Source organism: Erythrobacter sp. Alg231-14 (assembly GCF_900149685.1).
Lineage (GTDB): Bacteria > Pseudomonadota > Alphaproteobacteria > Sphingomonadales > Sphingomonadaceae > Erythrobacter.
The window spans coordinates 2,269,045-2,287,643 of record NZ_LT702999.1 but is presented as its reverse complement, the minus strand read 5'-3'; the positions used below and the strand labels follow the sequence as shown (position 1 = coordinate 2,287,643).

Genomic DNA, 18,599 nt, shown 5'->3' with positions numbered 1-18,599 from the left:
ATGCCTACTCTGAAAGGAGGGTTTGCGTTGGCGCGGCCGCCCGCTCAGGCACTTCTGCGAGGCGGATCAGGCCGCTGCGAGAACACCCCAACAAAATCTCACGATCATGAAATCGCACCACCGCCAATTTTAGGCCAGGTGCAAGCAAGCTCGTTTCGACCAGTTCAAGCGATCTGCCGCCTTTGTGCGCGCCAACAATCCGTTCCTGTAGATACCGTGTCAGCTTAAGACTGCACCAGATCAACAGCCCAAGGAGCGGCAACAGGAGCGCAAGACGAAGGACGTATTCGACCATCATGCCGGCGTGTCCAAACTTTCGGCGCTGGATGCACGCGCGGGAGCGTCTGCGGGTCCGCCCGCTTGGGCGTGCATCCTGCTGGGCGATGCATCCTCATCGCCAACAAGAGAGACGATCCGCAACGCAAACCGGCCATCCTGCGCGACCACTTCGCCGCGCGCCACGACGCGACCATTCGCAGTCACGTCCAGCAATTCATCAGTCAATCGATCCAAGGGCACAACGCTGCCTTCGGCAAGGGACAAGACGTCCTTTAACGGCATATCGGTGCGACCCAATTCCACCGAAAGACGCACGGTGACATCGCCAAAACGATGCATCGCAGGGTTAAAAGCGTTCATGCTGTGTCTCGATCGTTTGGTGCGGCATTCGCCGGAGTGAATGGTTGGTTGATCGCGGATTTGGGCAGCCGCGTGACGCGCAACGCCATGCGGTTTTCAACTGTGCCCAACGTTCCGTGGACGACGGTTTGATCGCCGATGCGCAAAGGCAATTCGCGCTGCATCGCGAGCGGAATTTCGTCTCCGGGCGCGAGCGTGTTGAGCTTGCTCAACGACAAACTGAATTCACCCAAAACCGCTTCCAATGACAAAGGCATCGCCGCAAACGGCCCGGTCGTTCCATCGCTGGGCAAACGGTTGCTGTTGTCGGTTGGTGTGCCGAAATTTGCGCCGGGCAAAAGGTCATCCAATCGATCATTGGCGACCGCCAATATAGCGTTCCATTGTGCGCCGTCGCTCATCCCCATGGTGATCGGGAAAAACGCCACCCGTGCCTCTCCACCGAACGGTTTGAGCCTTGTGATGCTTTCGCTGCGGACCAAAACGTCCCCTTTAACCCGTTGGGTGCCGCCGCTGCTCATCACCACCACTTGGGCGACCAATGAAGCGACCTTTTCGATCAACAAAGAGGCAGATCGAGGCAATTGGGCGGGTGTTTCTTCCGGCGCATGGCCATCACCTCCAAACGAACAATCGGTCAACGCAATCGCGGTCGGATAATCGAGGGAGAGCAGCATGGTTTGATCGCCTTCACCGCATCTCAACAAACTGTTCGCGGCGACGACGCCCACCCTTTCAAAGACAGTCTCACCGGTGACAAATTCTGGTTCGCCCAGCGCCACTTTGAACTTTCCGCCAGAGAACAATTGGCCCAATTCCTGAGACAATTCGGACCCCAAATCTCGACGCCACGCCGTTAGGTTTTCGGCGCGTTCTTCCGGTCGGGGACCGCGCCATGTCAATTCTGCGCAATGTTCTGCAATAGGGCGTGCATTGGCGAACGAATCCGAGAAAGATGGCGACATGTTCATTGGACCAACACCCCCTTGAAATGGACGGCTTCGATCCCGCCAAAACCTTCGTTTTCTTCAAGCACGGCGTTGATCGAAGCAGTCAGCCGTTGGGAAAGTGCGTCTTTGCCTTCGACATCGTAAATGTCGGCCTCTGACGTGGCTGCCAATTGCGCCAGAATGGCCGATCGGATCGCCAGTTCATGGTTCTTAACCCATCCCAACACACGCCCATCACGGCGTGTGGACACGGCAAGGTCCACCTGAATCAACGCCGGTGAATCGGCCAAATTCGATGTGAATGTGTCTTCAAAACTGTAATAGGCGGTGCGGTATTCGCTCCCCCCGTCGCCGTAGACAACAGGTGCCTGATCCTTGCTGTCAGTTGCCATCGCGTAGGGGTCTGTTTCCCCTTTGCGCACAAATTCCGGTAGGTCGGGTCCGCTTTCCCCATCGGCGCCAATAAAGCCCGCGGCAAATGCCCCATAGGCACCGCCTGCGCCCACTGCGAGCAGCAGCACAGCGCCCAGCACCATCTTCATCATGCCTCCCTTGGGCTTTTCCGAAGAGGCTGTGTCGTCAGCCTTTGCCATGCTCAATCAGCTCCTATTCGCGACTTTCACCCTCAAGCGAAAAGACCGGTGTTCCGCGTGTTGCCAAGATCCGCATCCGGCGAAGCCGAAGGGTTTTGGGCGGCGGCGTGTGTGTCGTTGTCACCGCTTTGCTCCAAGTATGGTTTCGACGAACCTTGCTCGGACCCTGTGGAAGACCCGTAGCGACCCTCAAAATACCCGCCCGAACCGTTCGAATGGCCTTGGGATCCGTTCTGAGAGCCGGGGTTTGAGTTGTTGTTTGAAGACGATTGTTGGCCACCATTGTGATCGCCATTGCGACCCGAATTGGTGTGCGCAGAGCTTGTTTCACCCGGCGCGATCACCGTCCGTTCCGCCAGCGCAGTTTGAACGGCGGGGACAAAGCCGGGATCGCGACTGGCCAATGTGGCGCGCAGATCGGCTCCCGCCGTTTCAATTCTCATGCTGACGGCACCGAATTCTTGGTGCCGCATAGTCAATTCTGGTCGCGCCGATCGCCCCGTTTCGCGCGCTTCGGCCAATTGATCTATCGCGGACGCGATGGCTTGCCCCGACCGCGCATCGCCCCGACCATCGCCAGCTGTCTGAGACAGCGATGAAACTGTTGCGGTATTTGCGACGGGTGAATTGGGCGTAATACCGTGCGCAGATGGGGCCGACTGCAAAGAGGTCTGCCCGGATTGTGACGGCCCTTGGGTGTCACTCAGCGCACCGGTCAACCGCACCGGTTCCACGGGATCGGGAAGGCCGCGCACATCCGCAGCAACACGCAGCCCACCAAAACGGTCCAGATCAGGTTCCTGCTGAGCGCGCGCTGTTGTCTCACGCCGCGCTTCGTTCTGTGTCGGCGAGCGATCCAATGTCGCTGATGGGGCGAGATGCCCGGATGGTAGAGGCACACTATTCGGCGTTTTGGGCGCAATATCGCGAGAAACAGGCTTATCCTGACCCTTTACTCTCACTCGATCCGATGACCGCACCGTGCTTTGAATGGTGAGCGGCGGTACCGGGTCCAAACCGGTCGAACCTACCGACGGCGATGTTACACCGACGGTTGGACGGGGCAATGTATGGATCGGGGGCAGAGTCTCGTCTTGAACCATTGCGTCTTTTGGAAGGGTCCGTGACACCTCTCGGCTATCGGGCAAAGACGGCTTTGGCTCAGCCTCCGCTTTGACCAGATGTTTTGGCAAATGGGTTGTATCTCGTTCGGTCACAGTGCCGACACTTCCCGCTGTCCCAACAGCTCCACCATTGTTGGTGCCAGCATCGGAAGCACCGACCAATGGTGTTGTGACGGGCGAAGCGGCCTCTGAAGGCAGTTGAGGCGCAGCGTTGCGGATTGACGCCCGGCCCAACCCTGCGATCGCGGTCGGCACGGGCCGATAGTCCGGGCGTCCATTGACCTGATGTGTTGTGACATCCGTCGATGCGACACCGGCAGGGCTATGAGGCAAAATGCTGCCGCCATCGGGCAATTGCCTGCCAGTTGAAGCGGCAAAATCTTGACCGTTCGTTTTCCGGCGCGACACCGGTTCCTCGGCGAAAAATGGAGGCCCATCGTCAAGTTCGTCCCCCTGACCTCGCACGCCATCACTGTGGCTCACCACAGAAACATTCAGAGGGACCGATGATGGATTGGATGCGAACTGGGCGATCGGATCCAGATCGGCGAACGCTTGCGAAAGGTTGTTTTGCTCGGGCGCAGTCGGCGGTTCTTCCCCGGTCTCGACCGCGCGCGCCTTCGCCGCAATGGTACCTTGTGCGGCCCCCATTTGCGAATTTTCGAGCATTTGAGGAAAAGGCGATGCCAATGCCGATGTGCCCGCCAAAATGTTGGGCGCGATCGCCGATGTCGGCGAGGAAGGAACTGTGGTCATTTCGGGCAATGTTGGAATCACGGAGCGGTCCTTTTGTGCGATGTCGGTCGGCTGTCGCCGGTTGGGTTCGAAGAGTTTTGCAACTTGTGTGCCATCCCGGCCAATTGGTCGGTTTCTCGGCGCAATTGGATCGCCTGCAACGCGGTGCGCGCCTTGTCCTTCTGTTCCTCAAGCCGGCGGGCGCGCGTTTCGGCTTTGGCCAGGCTTTCGACCTGCCATTGGGCCTGTTCTTTGGCGTCCTTCACCGCTTTTCCAGCTTGGTCCGCGACATCGTGCAACTGACGCACAAATCCCGCATTCGCCCGCAGGCTGTATGCGTTGTTGGTTGCGGCGCGTTTGCCGTAATCGTGCAACAAATCTCGGCTCCGCTTCGCCAAGGCGGTGCTGCGGCTTTCCTCTGACACCGCATCGGCGAGGGCCGCCATCGCTTCGCGTTTGGTTACCTTGGCCAGCGCCAATTGCCGCGAAGCCAAACGCAAACGCCGCCGGGTTTTTGGCTCATCCATTGGCCATTTCCCCGCCAGCCATGGCGCTGCAAAGCGCGTTAAGCCCCGTAAGGCTGTCGAACATGGAGACGGCATCGCCGCGGGATTGTTTCAAAAAGTCATCAATGGCGGGACCGTGGCCTATCGCGCGGTCAAGTAATGGATCCGATCCTGCACGATAGGCCCCCATCAAGACCAGATCGCGATTTTCCTCTCGTGCCGAGATCAGCGCGCGAATATCACGGGCCGCCTCTGCCGTGGCTGGATCGACCAAATCATCCATCACCCGACTAAGCGATGCCGGAACATTGATCGCGGGATAGTGCCCGCGCTGCGCCAATTCGCGCGAAAGAACGACATGACCGTCCAAGATTGCCCTTGCTGTGTCGACCACGGGATCAGACGTGTCATCGCCATCGGCCAACACCGTGTAGAGCCCGGTTATCGCTCCGCCGGAATGCGCAGAATTGCCGGCCCTTTCGACCAGTTTGGTAACGGCCGCCAATGCCGATGGCGGATACCCCCGCGCCGCCCCCGGTTCGCCCAGGACAAGCGCCAGTTCGCGCGCTGCGTGGGCCACCCGCGTAAGGCTGTCTAGGACAAGCAGCACACGCTTGCCCATCGATCTGAAATGTTCGGCGATGGCGGTGGCGTATTGCGCCGCGCGCAGTCGCAAATTGGGCGCGTGATCGGCAGGAACCGCGACCACAACCATACGGCCGCGTTGCAATCCAGTCATATGACGCGCGACAAAATCGGATACTTCGCGGGCGCGTTCTCCGATCAACGCCACGACGGTGACATCCGCGACCGCATGACCAGCAACCGTATCGATCAAGACCGATTTGCCAACCCCAGACCCGGCAATCACGCCCAGCCTTTGCCCGACCCCCATTGTGGCCAAGGCGTTAATAGCCCGCACACCGCAATCGAATTTTTCTTGAACGGGCGCACGTTCCAGGGCGCCTTCGCGTTTGCCCGACAAAGGCCATTTTTGCGATAGATCGAGCGGCGGGCCGCCATCGATCGGGTTGCCCAATCCATCCACCGCGCGACCCAAAAGGGCGTTGCCGACCTTCACCGTACCGGGCCGGCCAACGGCGCGCACCTTGGCTTGTGGCCGCAATAGTTGCGTGTCGCCGAGCAACATCATCAAAGAACGGCCCGCGCGAAATCCAATCACTTCAGCCAAAGCATCGTCGCCCGTTTCATTTTCGATTGCGCCCAACGATCCTATCGGAAGCGCCAATCCCGCGACTTCGATCAACCCGCCATCGCAGGCGACGACCCGGCCCGATAGAACGGGCCCCGATGCGACCGGCGCGGAACGAAAACGAGCCAATTCGATCTGCATTTCTGCCAACATCGCGCCTATCCTTTGATTGCTGCCGCGATGGCGCGGCGCCAATCGGATGGATCGTCGCTGATCGCGCCATCGGCGCTTTCAAAGCGCAGTCCGCCGCGCAATACCGTTTCGTCGGGGGTCACGCGCCACGCCTCACGCGTTTGAAGATCGACCAAATCGACATCCGCTGGATTTAGGTGAAGCGCGCAATCTTGCGCTCCGCCCCCCAGCCGTTTGGCTGCATGATCGCATCGTTGCATCAATTGATCTGCGTCGGGCGTATGATGTTCAAACGCCCGTTCGCACAAAGCGGTCACGGTGTCGGCCAAGTCGCTGGCCAAACAATCCATCGCGAATTGATCGAGGTTTTGAAAGTTCAACCGGAGCATGCGCTGCTGTGCCATGGCCGCGTTGTGCTCGCCTTCCAATTGCGCTTTTGCAGCAGCAAAGCCGGCCGCTTCTCCACGGGCAAATGCGTCTTGAATCGGATCGGAAACCGGCGTTGCTTCAGGTGCGTCTGACGATGGTGCAGGCGCGCTATCTACCGCAGAGTTTTCCGATGGTGAGTGCCGGGCGATGGGAAGGCCTTCGACGAAGGTTTCGGGATTGGCCAATGCGTCGATCCAAGAATTTTCGCTGGCATCGGGTGATGGCGGGGACCCTTTCAGAAGCGTCAGCCAATCAGACGAACTCTCCATCATCGCCTCCCATCACAATCTCGCCTTGTTCAGCCAGAGATCGGGCCACTTCGACAATCTTGCGTTTGGCAGCATCGACCTCGCCTCTCGACAGTCGGCCGCGCATTTCGATTTCGTCGCGAATGCCATCTGCGGCGCGGCTCGACATTGCTTTGAAGAACGGAGCACGCTCTGTGTCTTTGAGCCCTTTGAGAGCATCGACCAAAGCTTCGCTGTCGACGTCGCGCAACAAACGCTCCATCGCCTGTGCCTCGAGTTCGAACAACATTTCAAATGTGAACAGCTCTTCTTCGATCCTTTCGGCCAAGGGTCCATCGCGCTGTGCGATGGCCGGCAACACGGTGCCGCGCAGATCGCCTGCCGCCAAATTGATGAGATTGGCCGCCTCGCGCGCGCCGCCCAAAGCCAATGCATTTGCGCCAAAACTGGCCCCGATGCGTTGCGATAAGAGTTTGTCGATCATGTCGACTGCCTGTTGAGACACCGGTCCAATCCGCGCGACCCTTTCGACCACGATGGGTTGGATGTGGTTTGGTAAGGCGGACAGCACTTCGGCAGCTGGCTCTGGGTCCAACATCAACAACAAAGCGGCAATCACCTGAGGGTGTTCATCTTCCACCAGTTTTAGCAGTAAGGCTGGCGCCAACCATCGTGCCATTTCGATGCTGCGCGGTCCCGGATCGGGATCAATGCGCATCATCATGCTTTCCGCTTTTGTCGGGCCAATGGATCGTTCCAACAAACCGCGAACCTGTGCGCCGCGATCTTGTTGTGCCAAAATTTCCCGCGCGCTTTCTCCGACAAAATCATCGAGAGCTTCGGCCATTTCGGCCTGTTCAATATCGCCCAATTGGCACATCGCTGCACCAATTTGCTCAAGTTGATCCGGACCAAGCCGAGAGAGCAGGGCAGCGGCTTCCTCGTCGCTCAACAGCATTAGGAACACAGCAGCCCTGTCGACCCGGTTCAGCAAAGGCGCGGGCACCGCATTCATCGGTTCTTCGATCTCAATTGTATCGAGACTGGTCATATCGCGGCGGCCTTTGACGGTTGGTCACTGGGATTATCGAGCATGCGTTGAAGCGCTTCGACCGCGCGATCGGGCTGTACCGTCGCCAATTGCCGGGCCAATTCGACACGCTGCGATAAATCCACCGGCGACGCATCCTGCGCCAATGCCGGGTTGGATTCCCGCGCCCCTGGGTCCGCAACGAGCAAATCCGTGGCGTTTGGATCAAGATTTTGTTCCGCGAGAGACACGGCAGGCGTTGAGCCGCGCATCCGTTTGATCATCGGACGCACCGCCAAGAACAAGACAAGCAATACGGCAATCAACGCGGTCACATATCGTAAGACGTTGGCGAACCACGGTTGTTCATAGAACGCCATCGGTTCCATTTCCGTGCTTTCAAACGCGCTGACGACAACTTGAATTTGATCGCCGCGCGTTTCGTCTGCGCCAACTGCTGCGCTGACCAAGGATTGTAGCTCTTCTGCGGTCATAGGCGCGGCCGCTTCGAGCGCGCTATCGCTGACCGCGACTGCGACCGACAATTTGACCAAACCACCCGGCCTTGTGTTCGTCACGGCGACTTCGCGGCCCAATTCATAATTGCGTTGGACGGCGCTTTCGCTGTCACTCGGCGGGGCCGATGGATCTTCGGCGGCCTGCGCCGGATCGGGCGCCCCTTCGACCAATTGCGCGTCAGGCGGCGGCGTGTTTGCAGTTACACCGGGAATGCCGCCCGGCCCGCTTCCGGCAAGTCGCGTTGATGTGCGTTCGCTTTCACTGCGGACGGAACCGTCTTGATCGTAACTTTCACGCGCCGACGTGATCTCAGATTGGTCCAGTTCGACCTGAACTTGGCTCGAAAAGTTGCCCTCCCCCAACAGCGGCAAAAGCAAGGAGGTCACTTGCTCGCGCAGTTTTCCTTCGAATTCGCGCTGTAGAACCAAACCGTCCATTACGCCGTCTCTTTCCGAAGACAGCAACCGTCCGTTCTGATCCACCACACGCACGGCATCGGTTGTCATCCCGGGCACCGAGGCAGATACAAGATTGACGATCGCTTCAACCTGAGGCTGGCTCAAAGATCGGCCACCCACCAAACGCACCATAACGCTGGCGCTGGGAGGGTTGTTCTGACGGATGAAGACCGATCGTTCTGCGGTGGCGAGATGCACGCGGACCGATTCAATTCCGTCAATTTCGCGGATGGTCAACATCAACTCGCGCTCTCGCGCAAGCCGCAATCGCTCCCCTTCCAACGTCCGGCTGGACCCCAATGGAATGGCATCGAGCATCTCACTTGCGCCCTCGGGCGCGGCGATTCCCGCATCGCTGGCGACTAACATTCGTGCGCGATACACGTCGCCTTCGGAAACGGTTAGCGCGCCTGTGTTTGGATTGATTGTGTAGCCAATGCCGCCTTGTTCCAACGCTGCGACGACTTTGCCCCGTTCTCCATCGGTCAGGCTGGAATACAAGATCCGCTGAGGCCCTTGTGCGATGCTAAGATAAAGCGCCGCGATAATCGCCAGCACGCCAATCCCGATCAATGCGGGCAAAGCGCGTCGGATCGCGGGTTGCGCGGTAAGTTGGGAGAATTGTCCGCGCCAATCGGCGGCAGCGGGCATGGGAACAGGGGCGCCGTTCACGGCAACCGGTACATTTGCATCCGCCACCTATCAGCTCCCCATCCGCATGATGTCTTGATAGGCCGACAGCAGTTTGTTGCGGACCTGAAGGGTAGCCTCGAACGCCACGCCGGCCTCTTGCCTGGCAAGCATCACTTTCGCGATATCGGTCACTTCGCCGCGCTCATAGGCCGCTTGCATTTCGCCGGATCGGCGCTGCACGCCGCTAACAGTTTGAAGCGCGCCGGTCAGGGCATCGGCAAAACCGCCAGCCGGACCGGTTGCATTGCCGGGGCTTTGCGCGCCCGATGCGGGACTGCCGGTGGCCGCGCGCACATCTTGCAATGCCTGATTGCGGGACATCACATCTTGGCGCAGGGCCATGATTTGATGAACCGAGCTGGTGGAACCGACGCCGCTCATACTTCACCGCCATTCGCGACAGCCGCCATTGGTGTGATTAAAGCCGTATTCGATCCAATCAGACCGGATTTCCGCATCGATGCGAGCCGGTAACGCAATGTTCGCTCCGATATACCAAGGCTGCGCGCAGTCTTTGCCCGATGCCCGCCATTGAGGTTGAGCGCATCAAGGATCGCACGCGCTTCGGATTGAAACGCCACATCGGATAAGGAAGCCGCGTCGCGCCGATCGATAGCGGCGATGGAAGCGGGCAAGGCGGCGATAGTAGCCACAGAATTGTGATCAGGCTGACAACCCGTTTCGACCCCCCGCGCCGGTTGATCAAAGGCAATATGCTCCGATCCGATATGCGCATCTTTGCCTGCCAACAAAATCGCCCGGCGGATCACATTTTCTAACTCGCGGACATTGCCCGGCCATGGATGTGCCTCGAGCAAGGCAAGCGCCTGGCCCGAAATCCAGCACGGCATCCCCGGCTGACACGCGTGACGCAACAACATTCCAAATGCGAGCGGCGCAATGTCCCCCCGCCGATCCCGCAAAGCAGGGAGCGTCATGGGGAACACGTTAAGACGATACAAAAGATCTTCGCGAAAGCGGCCTGCTGCCACCTCCGACGCTAGGGTCCGATTGGTAGCAGCAACAACACGAACATCCACGTGAAGCGGCTTTGTCGCGCCTAGGGGCAACACCTCGCCTTCCTGTAATGTGCGCAGCAGCTTCGCCTGCAGCGATAGCGGCAGTTCCCCAATTTCATCGAGCAGGAGCGTGCCGCCATCCGCGGCTTTGAACAGCCCTTCATGCGCTTCTCCCGCCCCGGTAAACGCGCCCTTGCGATGGCCGAACAACAATCCTTCCAGCATGGCCTCTGGCATGGCGGCGCAATTGACAGCGACAAACGGCCCTTTTGCCCGCGCGCTCATCCGGTGCACAAAACGCGCAATCACTTCTTTGCCCGTGCCGGTGGGCCCTTCGAGGAGGACTGGAATTTCGCTTGCGGCGATCCGTTCCGCCAATGTCAACAAAGCGAGGCTCTCGGTGTCACCGGCAATGGGCCACCCGCCATCGGCGGCGCTGGCGATCAACGCCGATTGCGCCGGCCCCATTGCGTGCGGTGGGTAAGCAAGCGTGACCCGACCATTGGCAAGCCTGGTCAGCGCCGGCCTGTCCGATTGGACAAGGTCAATCGCAAGCAAATCTGCGTGTTGCCGGCCCGGCCGCGTTTCAATCTCTGGGAATTTGCCATGATCGCCCAACACGATTCGTCCGCGCTGCCAACTGTGGGCAAGCAAAGGCAAAGTTGGATCGACCAAGCCGGAATGCACATTGGCCGGAGCGCCGGTTGCGGCTGTTGTTCGCTCCCCAATGGTGGTTTGATTGGGACCGCCCATCGATTGTGCCGTCTCAAATTCTGAATGAAGCGCCCGCATGTTCCACCTGTTTCTATCTGGTGGAAAGGATTTGCCGCCATGCTGGACAAGATTGAGCAAAGGGTTGCCCCCGTATCTGTCCTAAGGGTTGGCCGCATTCTAACGCGCGCGCGTGAGGGACCGGGGTGATTTGTGTGCGATACTAGTGGCGTTTGGCGCCGCGATGATGAGCGCAATGAGGCGGCAATAGCTGGCCGATACAAGCGGCACCGATCGGCAAATTTCGGATCGGTTAGGCTCCTATCACATTGAATATACGTTGTTTTTGAACTTTTCTGATCAATTGCGAAAAATGCCCCCTTAAACTTCCCAGCCAATGGTCGCTCTTATGCTCAGCAGCTGCGGCTCTCGTCGCTCTGTATGACCACTTGCACTTGACCTTCGGGAGTTTCTTCAATGTCCGTAATTAACACCAACACTTCGGCACTGCGCGCTCAAAACGCCAGCATGAAAGCCAACGAAATGCTCGGCGATGCGATGGAGCGCCTTTCGACAGGCAGCCGCATCAACAGCGCATCCGACGACGCCGCCGGCCTTTCAATCGCGACCGGTTTCACCAGCGACATCCGCGCCTTGAACCAAGGTATCCGCAACGCCAATGACGGTATCGCATTGGCCCAAACGGCCGAAGGCGCGTTGGACGAAGTTTCCAACATGCTGCAACGTGTCCGCGAACTTGCGGTCCAATCGCAAAACGGCACTTTGGACGCAACAGACCGCGGCTTCCTCGACACAGAGGTTACCGAACTCGCTTCTCAAATTGACGACATCTTGAGCAACACCGAATTCAACGGCGTGTCGCTCTTCAGCACAACCAGCGGCAGCGATGTCAGCGTTTCCATCCAAATTGACGCCGGTCGCAGTATCGACATCACTAGCACCGCGATCGATGACACCAACCTTGATGCAGCGGGCCTCGATGTCAGTTCAACCACCAACGCGGCCACCGCGATCACAAATGTGGACGCCGGCCTCCAGGCGGTGAACACGGCACGATCGTCCTTGGGTGCGGGTCAAAACCGTCTGGAATCGGCGATCAACAACTTGACCACCACATCGACAAATCTGGCCGATGCCCGATCACGGATCGAAGACACCGATTATTCATCGGAAACGACCGCGCTGGCCAAAGCCCAGATCCTAAGTCAGGCATCGACCGCGATGCTGGCTCAGGCGAACCAATCGCAACAAAGTGTCCTGTCACTGCTGCGGTAAGGAGCCCGCGACAACCGCCCCATATGGGCAAAAAAGAAAGCCCGGAGCGATCACGCTCCGGGCTTTTCTGTTGTAGAGAAACGGACCGTCAATCGACCAGGTCGAGAGCGACTTGATCTTGTTGCTCAATCACTTCGAGGTAATTGCGCAACCGGTTTTCCTCAAGCCGAGCGATCAATGGATTGGCATGATAAGGCAGCAAGAATTGCGCCACAGCTTCTGACCATTCTGCCTTTGCGTCAAACACCACGCCCAGCCCGAATACAGCGGGAACATGGACATAATAAAGCGGTCGTTCGTCGGTGTCCGCTTGGCGTAGGAAATCCTCAACGGCGGTTAAAACACCATTGCGTGGCCCGCCATCATCCAAAGCGACGGCGAATTGCCCCATACCGCGAAACCCGCGCCCTTCGACGACGCCGGCTTCGCCCAATTTCACCCCGTGATCGTAACTGTGAGGGTGACGCCAACCGGCGGGGACTCGATCGGGAGCGTAGTAGAAATCGCGCCGCGCACACGGCCATGACACGTCATGCAAAAAGGCGAGAAGCGGTCGGTCTGCGTCCTTCTGAATCGCATCAATCGCGGCCAGTTCATGGGACACAGTGTAGTAATTGTGATCCCCATCAATGAACCACGCATCCGCAGCGCCACAGGTCTTTAGTGCGTCCAAGCTTGGTTGCGCGATATGGTTCACGCATTCTTCTTCGCTGGCCCAATCCACAAAGCCGGTGGCCGGTTCGGGATCGATGCAATTGAGCGTGCCGCCTTGTTCGCGGGCGCGCAGAGCCAAGACTTTCGACATGCCGCCAAACTCGCTGCCAATCTCGGAAATTTCTGTGACTTTCGCTTCATCGAGACATGGCAAAATTAGGCTCGAAAATTCGGACATAGAATGGATAAGGAGTTCGCTCATGCTGCGGCGCCCTTCATGTTGGAGGAGGGGGAAAGCGGAGGGGTTGAGACGGCCAATTGGCCACCATCCGCATGGGTCGTTTGTACGTGAGTAGCCTGTGCGGGGATGGCGGCCCGCCGGCGCAATGGGCGCATTACAATTTCGATCATAAGTTGATCATCGCCTTCGCGTTGAGCTGGCGGATTGACCAGCACAAATGCCGCCGGATCGGTGCATTCGAGGATGCCGATTGCGTGTTCTTTCACTTTGTCGAACTGCGCCAAAACCTCGCTTGGGCGTGCGTCGTTCAAGTCGCCGCCTATTAATCCGTAGACACGCGAGGCCGTGATGCTGACCAATTCGAACCACTCAAAAGCCGACCCAACTTGTAGGCCAACGGCCCGCATCGCTTCGGTCACCGGCAGGCGCGCGGTGTAATAACCATCATGCGTTGGTTGGGCGTGAATGGTGGTTTGGGTGCTGTCATGATCGCTTACATAGAATGCCGGAATCGGGACGCTCTTTGCCGCCGCATCAGAGTATGAAAGTCCCAGCGCAAAACGCTTCTGGGCGAACAAGGAAAGGCGTGTGTTTATATCTTCGTGCACGATTTCGGCTGGCAGGAACATGCGCGCAGAACCCTTCATATAGAACAACCCCCTGCGACGCAGGCCTTCATGGGCGTGTGCTTCATCGAACAGACCGACCAATCGTTCGCTGCCCAAATTGACATCGTGTTCAAAGCTTTTGAGCACGTTCAATTCATGCGGCATGGGAAGGAACATGAACCGCGTTAGGACGCTGGCGGCCATGTCTCTCAAAGCCCGATCAGAATGGGTCCACATTGTGCGGACAATTGGTGGTGCCGCGGCCGCTTTGGCATAATCGACGGCACCGGATTGAACGCGGTCGCGCACATCGCTTTGCGCGCCTTTGACGCTGCTGGCTTTGCGAATGGGGGTGCCATCATCCGCGAAATCGATCACCGATCCCAATTCGCACGTCGCCAATTGCTCGATCACGGCGACGTTACCGCAAAGTGCCTCCAACAATTCCGCGTCGAAATGCCGATCGTCGATCAAACCCTTTTTATCGAGCCCCGTCGCCGCCATCTCGCGCAACAGGAGATACCGCCCCGCTACATGCACTTTGAACGCTTCGGAAAGGATCGCGTCGATCCGATCTTGGGCCGATCCATTGTAACCCAAATCGACCAACATCAATGTGTCGCCGGGTTGCGGGTTCACCTGGGCTCGGACGTGTTCAATAAGGCGCTCTGCCCGTGCACGCGACCGTCGTCGGGTGACCTTTTCGCGCTGTCCTTTGCGCAATTCATCGCGCAGCCGATGGCTCGCCTCGACCTTTTCCGTTTCGGTTTTTGGATCGCCAACAACACGGGCAATTTCGTCGTCTTGCATCAGCATCTGGCGCGCCAAAGTCATCGGGTTTAGGCCGAACTCTTGGGCGTATTGCGCGATGTAAGCTTTGCGAGTGGACATCGACGCCCCGATGGCGGTGAAACGGCTGATCTCAACCCGGGCAGTGCTGACCGTCGAACCGCCCGCGTCATGGACGATATGCGGCAAATGACCATCGCGCAGCATAAACAACCAATGCACCTTGCCCCCGCGTTCCTGTTCCAATTCGCGCGCTTCGTGGCGCAGCCATTGATCGTAGGCATGGAACACCGGGCCAAGCACGGTGAGGCCCAATGCATGCGCCGCGTCATCCGATTGAGGTTCGTCACGCGACAGCATGGCGCGGTGGGGCATCAAACCACGGGCTTCATCCGCTGCATCGCCTATGATTTGCTGGCACGTTCTTTCAAACCGAAACCGTTGCCGTGCGACCTGTTGAAACTGGGCCAAATGCAGCGCCGGCACGCCCAAAGCGCGCGCACCATCATAATCGGCGGATTTGTTATCGCCGATATGCAGCATTTGATCCGCTCGGCATTTCATCGTCTTGAGCGCTTTGGCCAGAAGCCCTTGTGATTTGGAGATGCCCGCTTCGCTCGATGCGAAAACGCGGTCAATCAATCCGGCAACATCATCACCCGCCGCGCGCCTGATCAATTCCAAAAGCTGATCGGCGTTCAAATAGGTGTCCGACACGATGATGACCTTATGCCCCACCGCTTTTGCCGCAGCCATCAATTCAATGGTGGGTTCAAACCCAAAGCACACGTCGGCTTCAGCAATTAACTCTGCCGTGATCGCAGCATCGCGATCCGTGTCGCATGCGTTTGGCATGGCATGGTCATAGATAGCAGCCAACCCAACTTCACCGCCGCCTCTCAGCGTGTTTTGCACCTTGCGTGCGCGGGTTTCGCCGACGATCCGTTGGCCGGTGGAAACAGAGGGGAGGCCCGCAAACACATCGGTGGGCGCGTAACAATCGCGCCAAAGCAGCGTGTCAAAGCAGTCCAGCGACAGCACCCGCATATTGTGCGGCCCATGCTCTAACGCGTTCGGCAATTCATGCGGCAGGATGATGTTGGTCATTGCTCATATCCCCTTTTCAATGTGTCAGGGATACGAGCTAAGCGGACATGGTTTATGGGGTCGAAGCGGACCCCTGCGCGGTTTCACTTAAGGGATTTCCACTGGCCTGTTGTGTTGGCGCTTCTGTAACAGGATCCGTGGTGCCTGAAACGGCGCCTATGGTATCCTGCGATGCGTTTCCTGCGTCGCTGATGCGGGTTGGTTGCGGGCGTCTGCGTCCTCGTGCACGGGGTTCCTCCAACAACAAAAGCGAAATGCGGCGGTTGCGCGGATCGGCCGGATTATCAACGATAAGAGGCTCTGTTTCGGCGACTCCTTCGATCCGGGCAAATCGGTCGCTGGCGACACCGCTGCGTATCAATTGTTGCCGCGTGGCCTCTGCGCGTCCGGCGGACAATGACCAATTGTTGGCGGTGATCCCATTGCGCCATGGCAGTGAATCGGTGTGACCGCGCAGGATCAACGGCGTGGTTTGGTCTTTGACCGTTTCCCCGATCACTTCCAATATGTCGCGGGCATCCTGAGTTAGGACGGTCGTGCCAAGGGCGAACATCGCGAAATCGGCGTCATCCACTAGATCGATCCGGATCCCTTCGGGCGCGCGCATCACGCGGACCTGACGAGCAAAACGCGACAATTCTCGCTTCGCCGACAAAGCCTCATCGATCTCTTCGCGGATTTCTTTTAGCTTATCCTCGACCGATTTTCCGTCACCGCCTCCTTCGACGGGTCCGCCTTGGGCGTCGCGCGGAATGGTGATCGCCAATGTGCCTGTTTGACCTCCGGCATGGGGGTAATTGTCGACATCCGTTAGCGAAGAACCACCCAAGAACCCGTCCGAACCGGCGCTTTGTTGGCGCGTTTTCACCAATGTCGGAGTGAAGTAATCGGCGATGCCTTTGCGTTGGTTTTCCTCGGTCGCACCCAAAAGCCAAAGCAGCAAAAAGAACGCCATCATCGCCGTCACAAAATCGGCATAGGCAACTTTCCAAGCCCCGCCATGATGGCCATCGCCGCCGGCAATTGTGATTTTTTTGACGATGATGGGTGCCGGAATCTCACCCGCTGCTGCTGCGGCTTCGGCCATGTTACCGGCCCCGCATCGTATCGAGCAAATCGGTCAGTTTTGGGCGATGCGCCGGCGGCAGGCCGGAACGCGCCGCTTCGAGGACCAAGGGTTGCGGATAGCCGTGCAAACTGGCGACAATCACCTGTTTGATCGAGTGCAGGATTTGTTGGTCATGCGCGTTCACCTGTTTCAAACGGCTCGCCATCGGTCCAGCAAAGCCATAGGCCAATAGAACGCCCAAAAACGTCCCAACCAATGCGCCGCCGATCATCTTGCCCAAAATCGCTGGCGGTTGATCGATGGCTCCCATGGTTTTGATGATCCCCAAAACGGCGGCCACAATGCCCAAAGCCGGGAACGCGTCGGCCAATGATTGGATCGCGTGGCTGGGTTCATCCATTTCGTGCATTTGAGTTTTGATGGCATTGTCGATCACATCTTCCACCGCATGTGTGTCGAGCGTGCCCGATGACACCACCAACAAAGTGAGCGGATCGCAAATCAAATTTACGACCACTTCGTCTTTTTGAAGGCGCGGATATTCGCTAAAAATGGCGGAGTTCTCGGGCTCGGTCACGTGGCTTTCCAACGCCACTGCACCGTCCGATCGCAGCACTTTCATCAACTTGCTGGTCAATGCGATGGCATCGATATGGTCATCGTCGGTGTATTTGGGGCCTTTGAAAACCTTGCCCAAGCCCCCGCCCAAAAGCTTTAGTTCATGCATGGAATTGCCGATCAGCGTGGCCCCGATCGCGGCCCCGCCGATCATCATCATCTCCAACGGCAATGCCGAAAGGATGGGCCCCATTGCACCCCCAGCAAGGGTGTAGCCGCCAAAAACCATGACGAGCAAAACAACAATACCGATACCGGCAAACACAGCTTCATTCCTTCCAAAATACGGGCGTTAAAGCGCGTTGAACAACGTCAACGAACTCACGCGGGTGAAGCTGGCCTGGCTCGCTTCGAGCGCCGTCAGCGTTTGTTGCAACCGCACGATTGTATCCGCGATATCGGTGTCGCCAATATCCGAACGTTGTTCCGCCACATCGATGGCGCGGGTTTGTTGATCTTGTTGGATCGATTCCACCCACGCGAGCCGGGTGCCGATAACGGTCTGACTGCGATTGGCGTTGTCGAGCGCGGAATCTATCCCGGAGAGCGCGTCTTGGGCGGCGATGGCCGGATCCATAGCGCCACCGCGCAGAGCAATCGCCAGATCGGTGAGAACCGCGAAATTGCTGCTGGGCGTTCCGTTGTCGTCAAATTCAAACAATTGTTCGCCGGTTACGCCGCGTTCGACACTGGTGCCCGCCGCGATTGGAACGGCGCCGTTTTGATTGTTGCCATTGTATGTGACCACTCCATTCGCATCCCGAAGGAAGGCAGGCGATCCAGCGGTCCCTGCGAATAAAGGCGCACCGGTGATCGATTGTGTGTTGGACCGAGCGAACATTTCCTCTGCCATTTGCTCCAATTCTTCGGCAATCGCAGCCCGTCCATTTTCTCCAACAGGGTCGTTGGCCGCAGCAACGGACAGTTCGCGCGCCCGTTGTAGGATGGATACGATGCCTTCGATCTGATTGGCCGCTTCGGACAAATCCTGTCCCAAACGGGCAGCATTCTCTTCTTCGGTGTCGCCGCGCCGTTCCAGCCGGGTCAGGGCCCGCAGACGTGCCGCGCCAACCGGATCATCGGATCCGCGTTGGATGCGTTCGCCGGTGGCTATTTCGGTTTGAAACCGTTCAACGGACCCACGCAACGCACCCATCTGAACAAGAGAGCGTTCAAAAAATGCGCCGGTCGAATTGCTAACAGAGGTCATTCTTGCGT

At 58.2% G+C, this 18,599-nt stretch carries 18 protein-coding genes; 1 reads left to right on the top strand and 17 read right to left on the bottom strand.

Annotation, left to right across the window (positions count from 1 at the left end; translation table 11 throughout):
- Positions 1-4: 4 nt before the first annotated feature.
- The 12 genes from BQ8290_RS10970 to BQ8290_RS10915 are packed head-to-tail and all read right to left on the bottom strand — an operon-like array spanning position 5 to position 11,080.
- Positions 5-298 carry a flagellar biosynthetic protein FliO gene (locus BQ8290_RS10970; protein WP_108790137.1) on the bottom strand — a complete coding sequence of 98 codons (294 nt, stop codon included), beginning with the start codon at positions 296-298 and terminating at the stop codon, positions 5-7.
- Complete coding sequence (fliN, locus tag BQ8290_RS10965; protein ID WP_108790134.1) at positions 295-639, bottom strand: flagellar motor switch protein FliN; 345 nt, start codon at positions 637-639, stop codon at positions 295-297. Before fliN ends, BQ8290_RS10970 begins: the two co-directional genes overlap by 4 nt.
- Positions 636-1,610 (bottom strand): FliM/FliN family flagellar motor switch protein, encoded by a 975-nt coding sequence (locus BQ8290_RS10960; protein WP_108790131.1) that lies wholly within the window; start codon positions 1,608-1,610, stop codon positions 636-638. The genes fliN and BQ8290_RS10960 overlap by 4 nt, the downstream gene beginning before the upstream one ends.
- A complete protein-coding gene (locus tag BQ8290_RS10955; RefSeq protein ID WP_108790128.1) occupies positions 1,607-2,182 on the bottom strand; it encodes a flagellar basal body-associated FliL family protein in 576 nt (191 codons plus the stop codon). Before BQ8290_RS10955 ends, BQ8290_RS10960 begins: the two co-directional genes overlap by 4 nt.
- A gap of 32 nt (positions 2,183-2,214) precedes the next feature.
- Positions 2,215-4,062: a hypothetical protein gene (locus BQ8290_RS10950; protein WP_337661330.1), complete on the bottom strand. Its 1,848-nt coding sequence runs from the start codon at positions 4,060-4,062 to the stop codon at positions 2,215-2,217.
- A 17-nt stretch (positions 4,063-4,079) separates the two neighbouring features.
- A complete protein-coding gene (locus BQ8290_RS10945) occupies positions 4,080-4,568 on the bottom strand; it encodes a hypothetical protein (RefSeq protein WP_108790123.1) in 489 nt (162 codons plus the stop codon).
- On the bottom strand, positions 4,561-5,913 hold the full coding sequence (locus BQ8290_RS10940) for a FliI/YscN family ATPase (protein WP_108790120.1): 1,353 nt from the start codon (positions 5,911-5,913) through the stop codon (positions 4,561-4,563). Before BQ8290_RS10940 ends, BQ8290_RS10945 begins: the two co-directional genes overlap by 8 nt.
- Positions 5,914-5,918: 5 nt before the next feature.
- A complete protein-coding gene (locus tag BQ8290_RS10935; RefSeq protein ID WP_108790117.1) occupies positions 5,919-6,593 on the bottom strand; it encodes a FliH/SctL family protein in 675 nt (224 codons plus the stop codon).
- On the bottom strand, positions 6,574-7,620 hold the full coding sequence (locus BQ8290_RS10930; protein ID WP_108790114.1) for a FliG C-terminal domain-containing protein: 1,047 nt from the start codon (positions 7,618-7,620) through the stop codon (positions 6,574-6,576). The genes BQ8290_RS10935 and BQ8290_RS10930 overlap by 20 nt, the downstream gene beginning before the upstream one ends.
- Entirely contained in the window at positions 7,617-9,275 is a 1,659-nt protein-coding gene (gene fliF, locus BQ8290_RS10925) for a flagellar basal-body MS-ring/collar protein FliF (protein ID WP_337661329.1), read from the bottom strand. Before fliF ends, BQ8290_RS10930 begins: the two co-directional genes overlap by 4 nt.
- A 3-nt stretch (positions 9,276-9,278) precedes the next feature.
- Positions 9,279-9,650: a flagellar hook-basal body complex protein FliE gene (fliE, locus tag BQ8290_RS10920; RefSeq protein ID WP_108790110.1), complete on the bottom strand. Its 372-nt coding sequence runs from the start codon at positions 9,648-9,650 to the stop codon at positions 9,279-9,281.
- Positions 9,647-11,080 carry a sigma-54 interaction domain-containing protein gene (locus BQ8290_RS10915; protein WP_337661328.1) on the bottom strand — a complete coding sequence of 478 codons (1,434 nt, stop codon included), beginning with the start codon at positions 11,078-11,080 and terminating at the stop codon, positions 9,647-9,649. Before BQ8290_RS10915 ends, fliE begins: the two co-directional genes overlap by 4 nt.
- 396 nt (positions 11,081-11,476) lie before the next feature.
- Between BQ8290_RS10915 and BQ8290_RS10910 the strand changes: the two genes are divergently transcribed.
- Positions 11,477-12,295, top strand: a complete 819-nt coding sequence (locus BQ8290_RS10910; protein ID WP_108790107.1) for a flagellin N-terminal helical domain-containing protein — start codon at positions 11,477-11,479, stop codon at positions 12,293-12,295.
- A gap of 88 nt (positions 12,296-12,383) precedes the next feature.
- Here the strand turns inward: BQ8290_RS10910 and BQ8290_RS10905 are convergent, their stop codons facing one another.
- From BQ8290_RS10905 to BQ8290_RS10885, 5 genes are read right to left on the bottom strand one after another with little or no spacing between them, the layout of a single operon-like run.
- Entirely contained in the window at positions 12,384-13,211 is an 828-nt protein-coding gene (locus BQ8290_RS10905) for a class I SAM-dependent methyltransferase (protein ID WP_108790104.1), read from the bottom strand.
- Entirely contained in the window at positions 13,208-15,694 is a 2,487-nt protein-coding gene (locus BQ8290_RS10900; RefSeq protein ID WP_108790101.1) for a hydrolase, read from the bottom strand. Before BQ8290_RS10900 ends, BQ8290_RS10905 begins: the two co-directional genes overlap by 4 nt.
- A gap of 52 nt (positions 15,695-15,746) precedes the next feature.
- A complete protein-coding gene (locus tag BQ8290_RS10895; RefSeq protein WP_108790098.1) occupies positions 15,747-16,781 on the bottom strand; it encodes a flagellar motor protein MotB in 1,035 nt (344 codons plus the stop codon).
- Between the two features lies 1 nt (position 16,782).
- Entirely contained in the window at positions 16,783-17,646 is an 864-nt protein-coding gene (motA, locus tag BQ8290_RS10890; RefSeq protein WP_108790095.1) for a flagellar motor stator protein MotA, read from the bottom strand.
- Positions 17,647-17,673: 27 nt separating this feature from the next.
- Positions 17,674-18,591: a flagellin N-terminal helical domain-containing protein gene (locus tag BQ8290_RS10885; RefSeq protein ID WP_108790093.1), complete on the bottom strand. Its 918-nt coding sequence runs from the start codon at positions 18,589-18,591 to the stop codon at positions 17,674-17,676.
- Positions 18,592-18,599 lie beyond the last annotated feature (8 nt).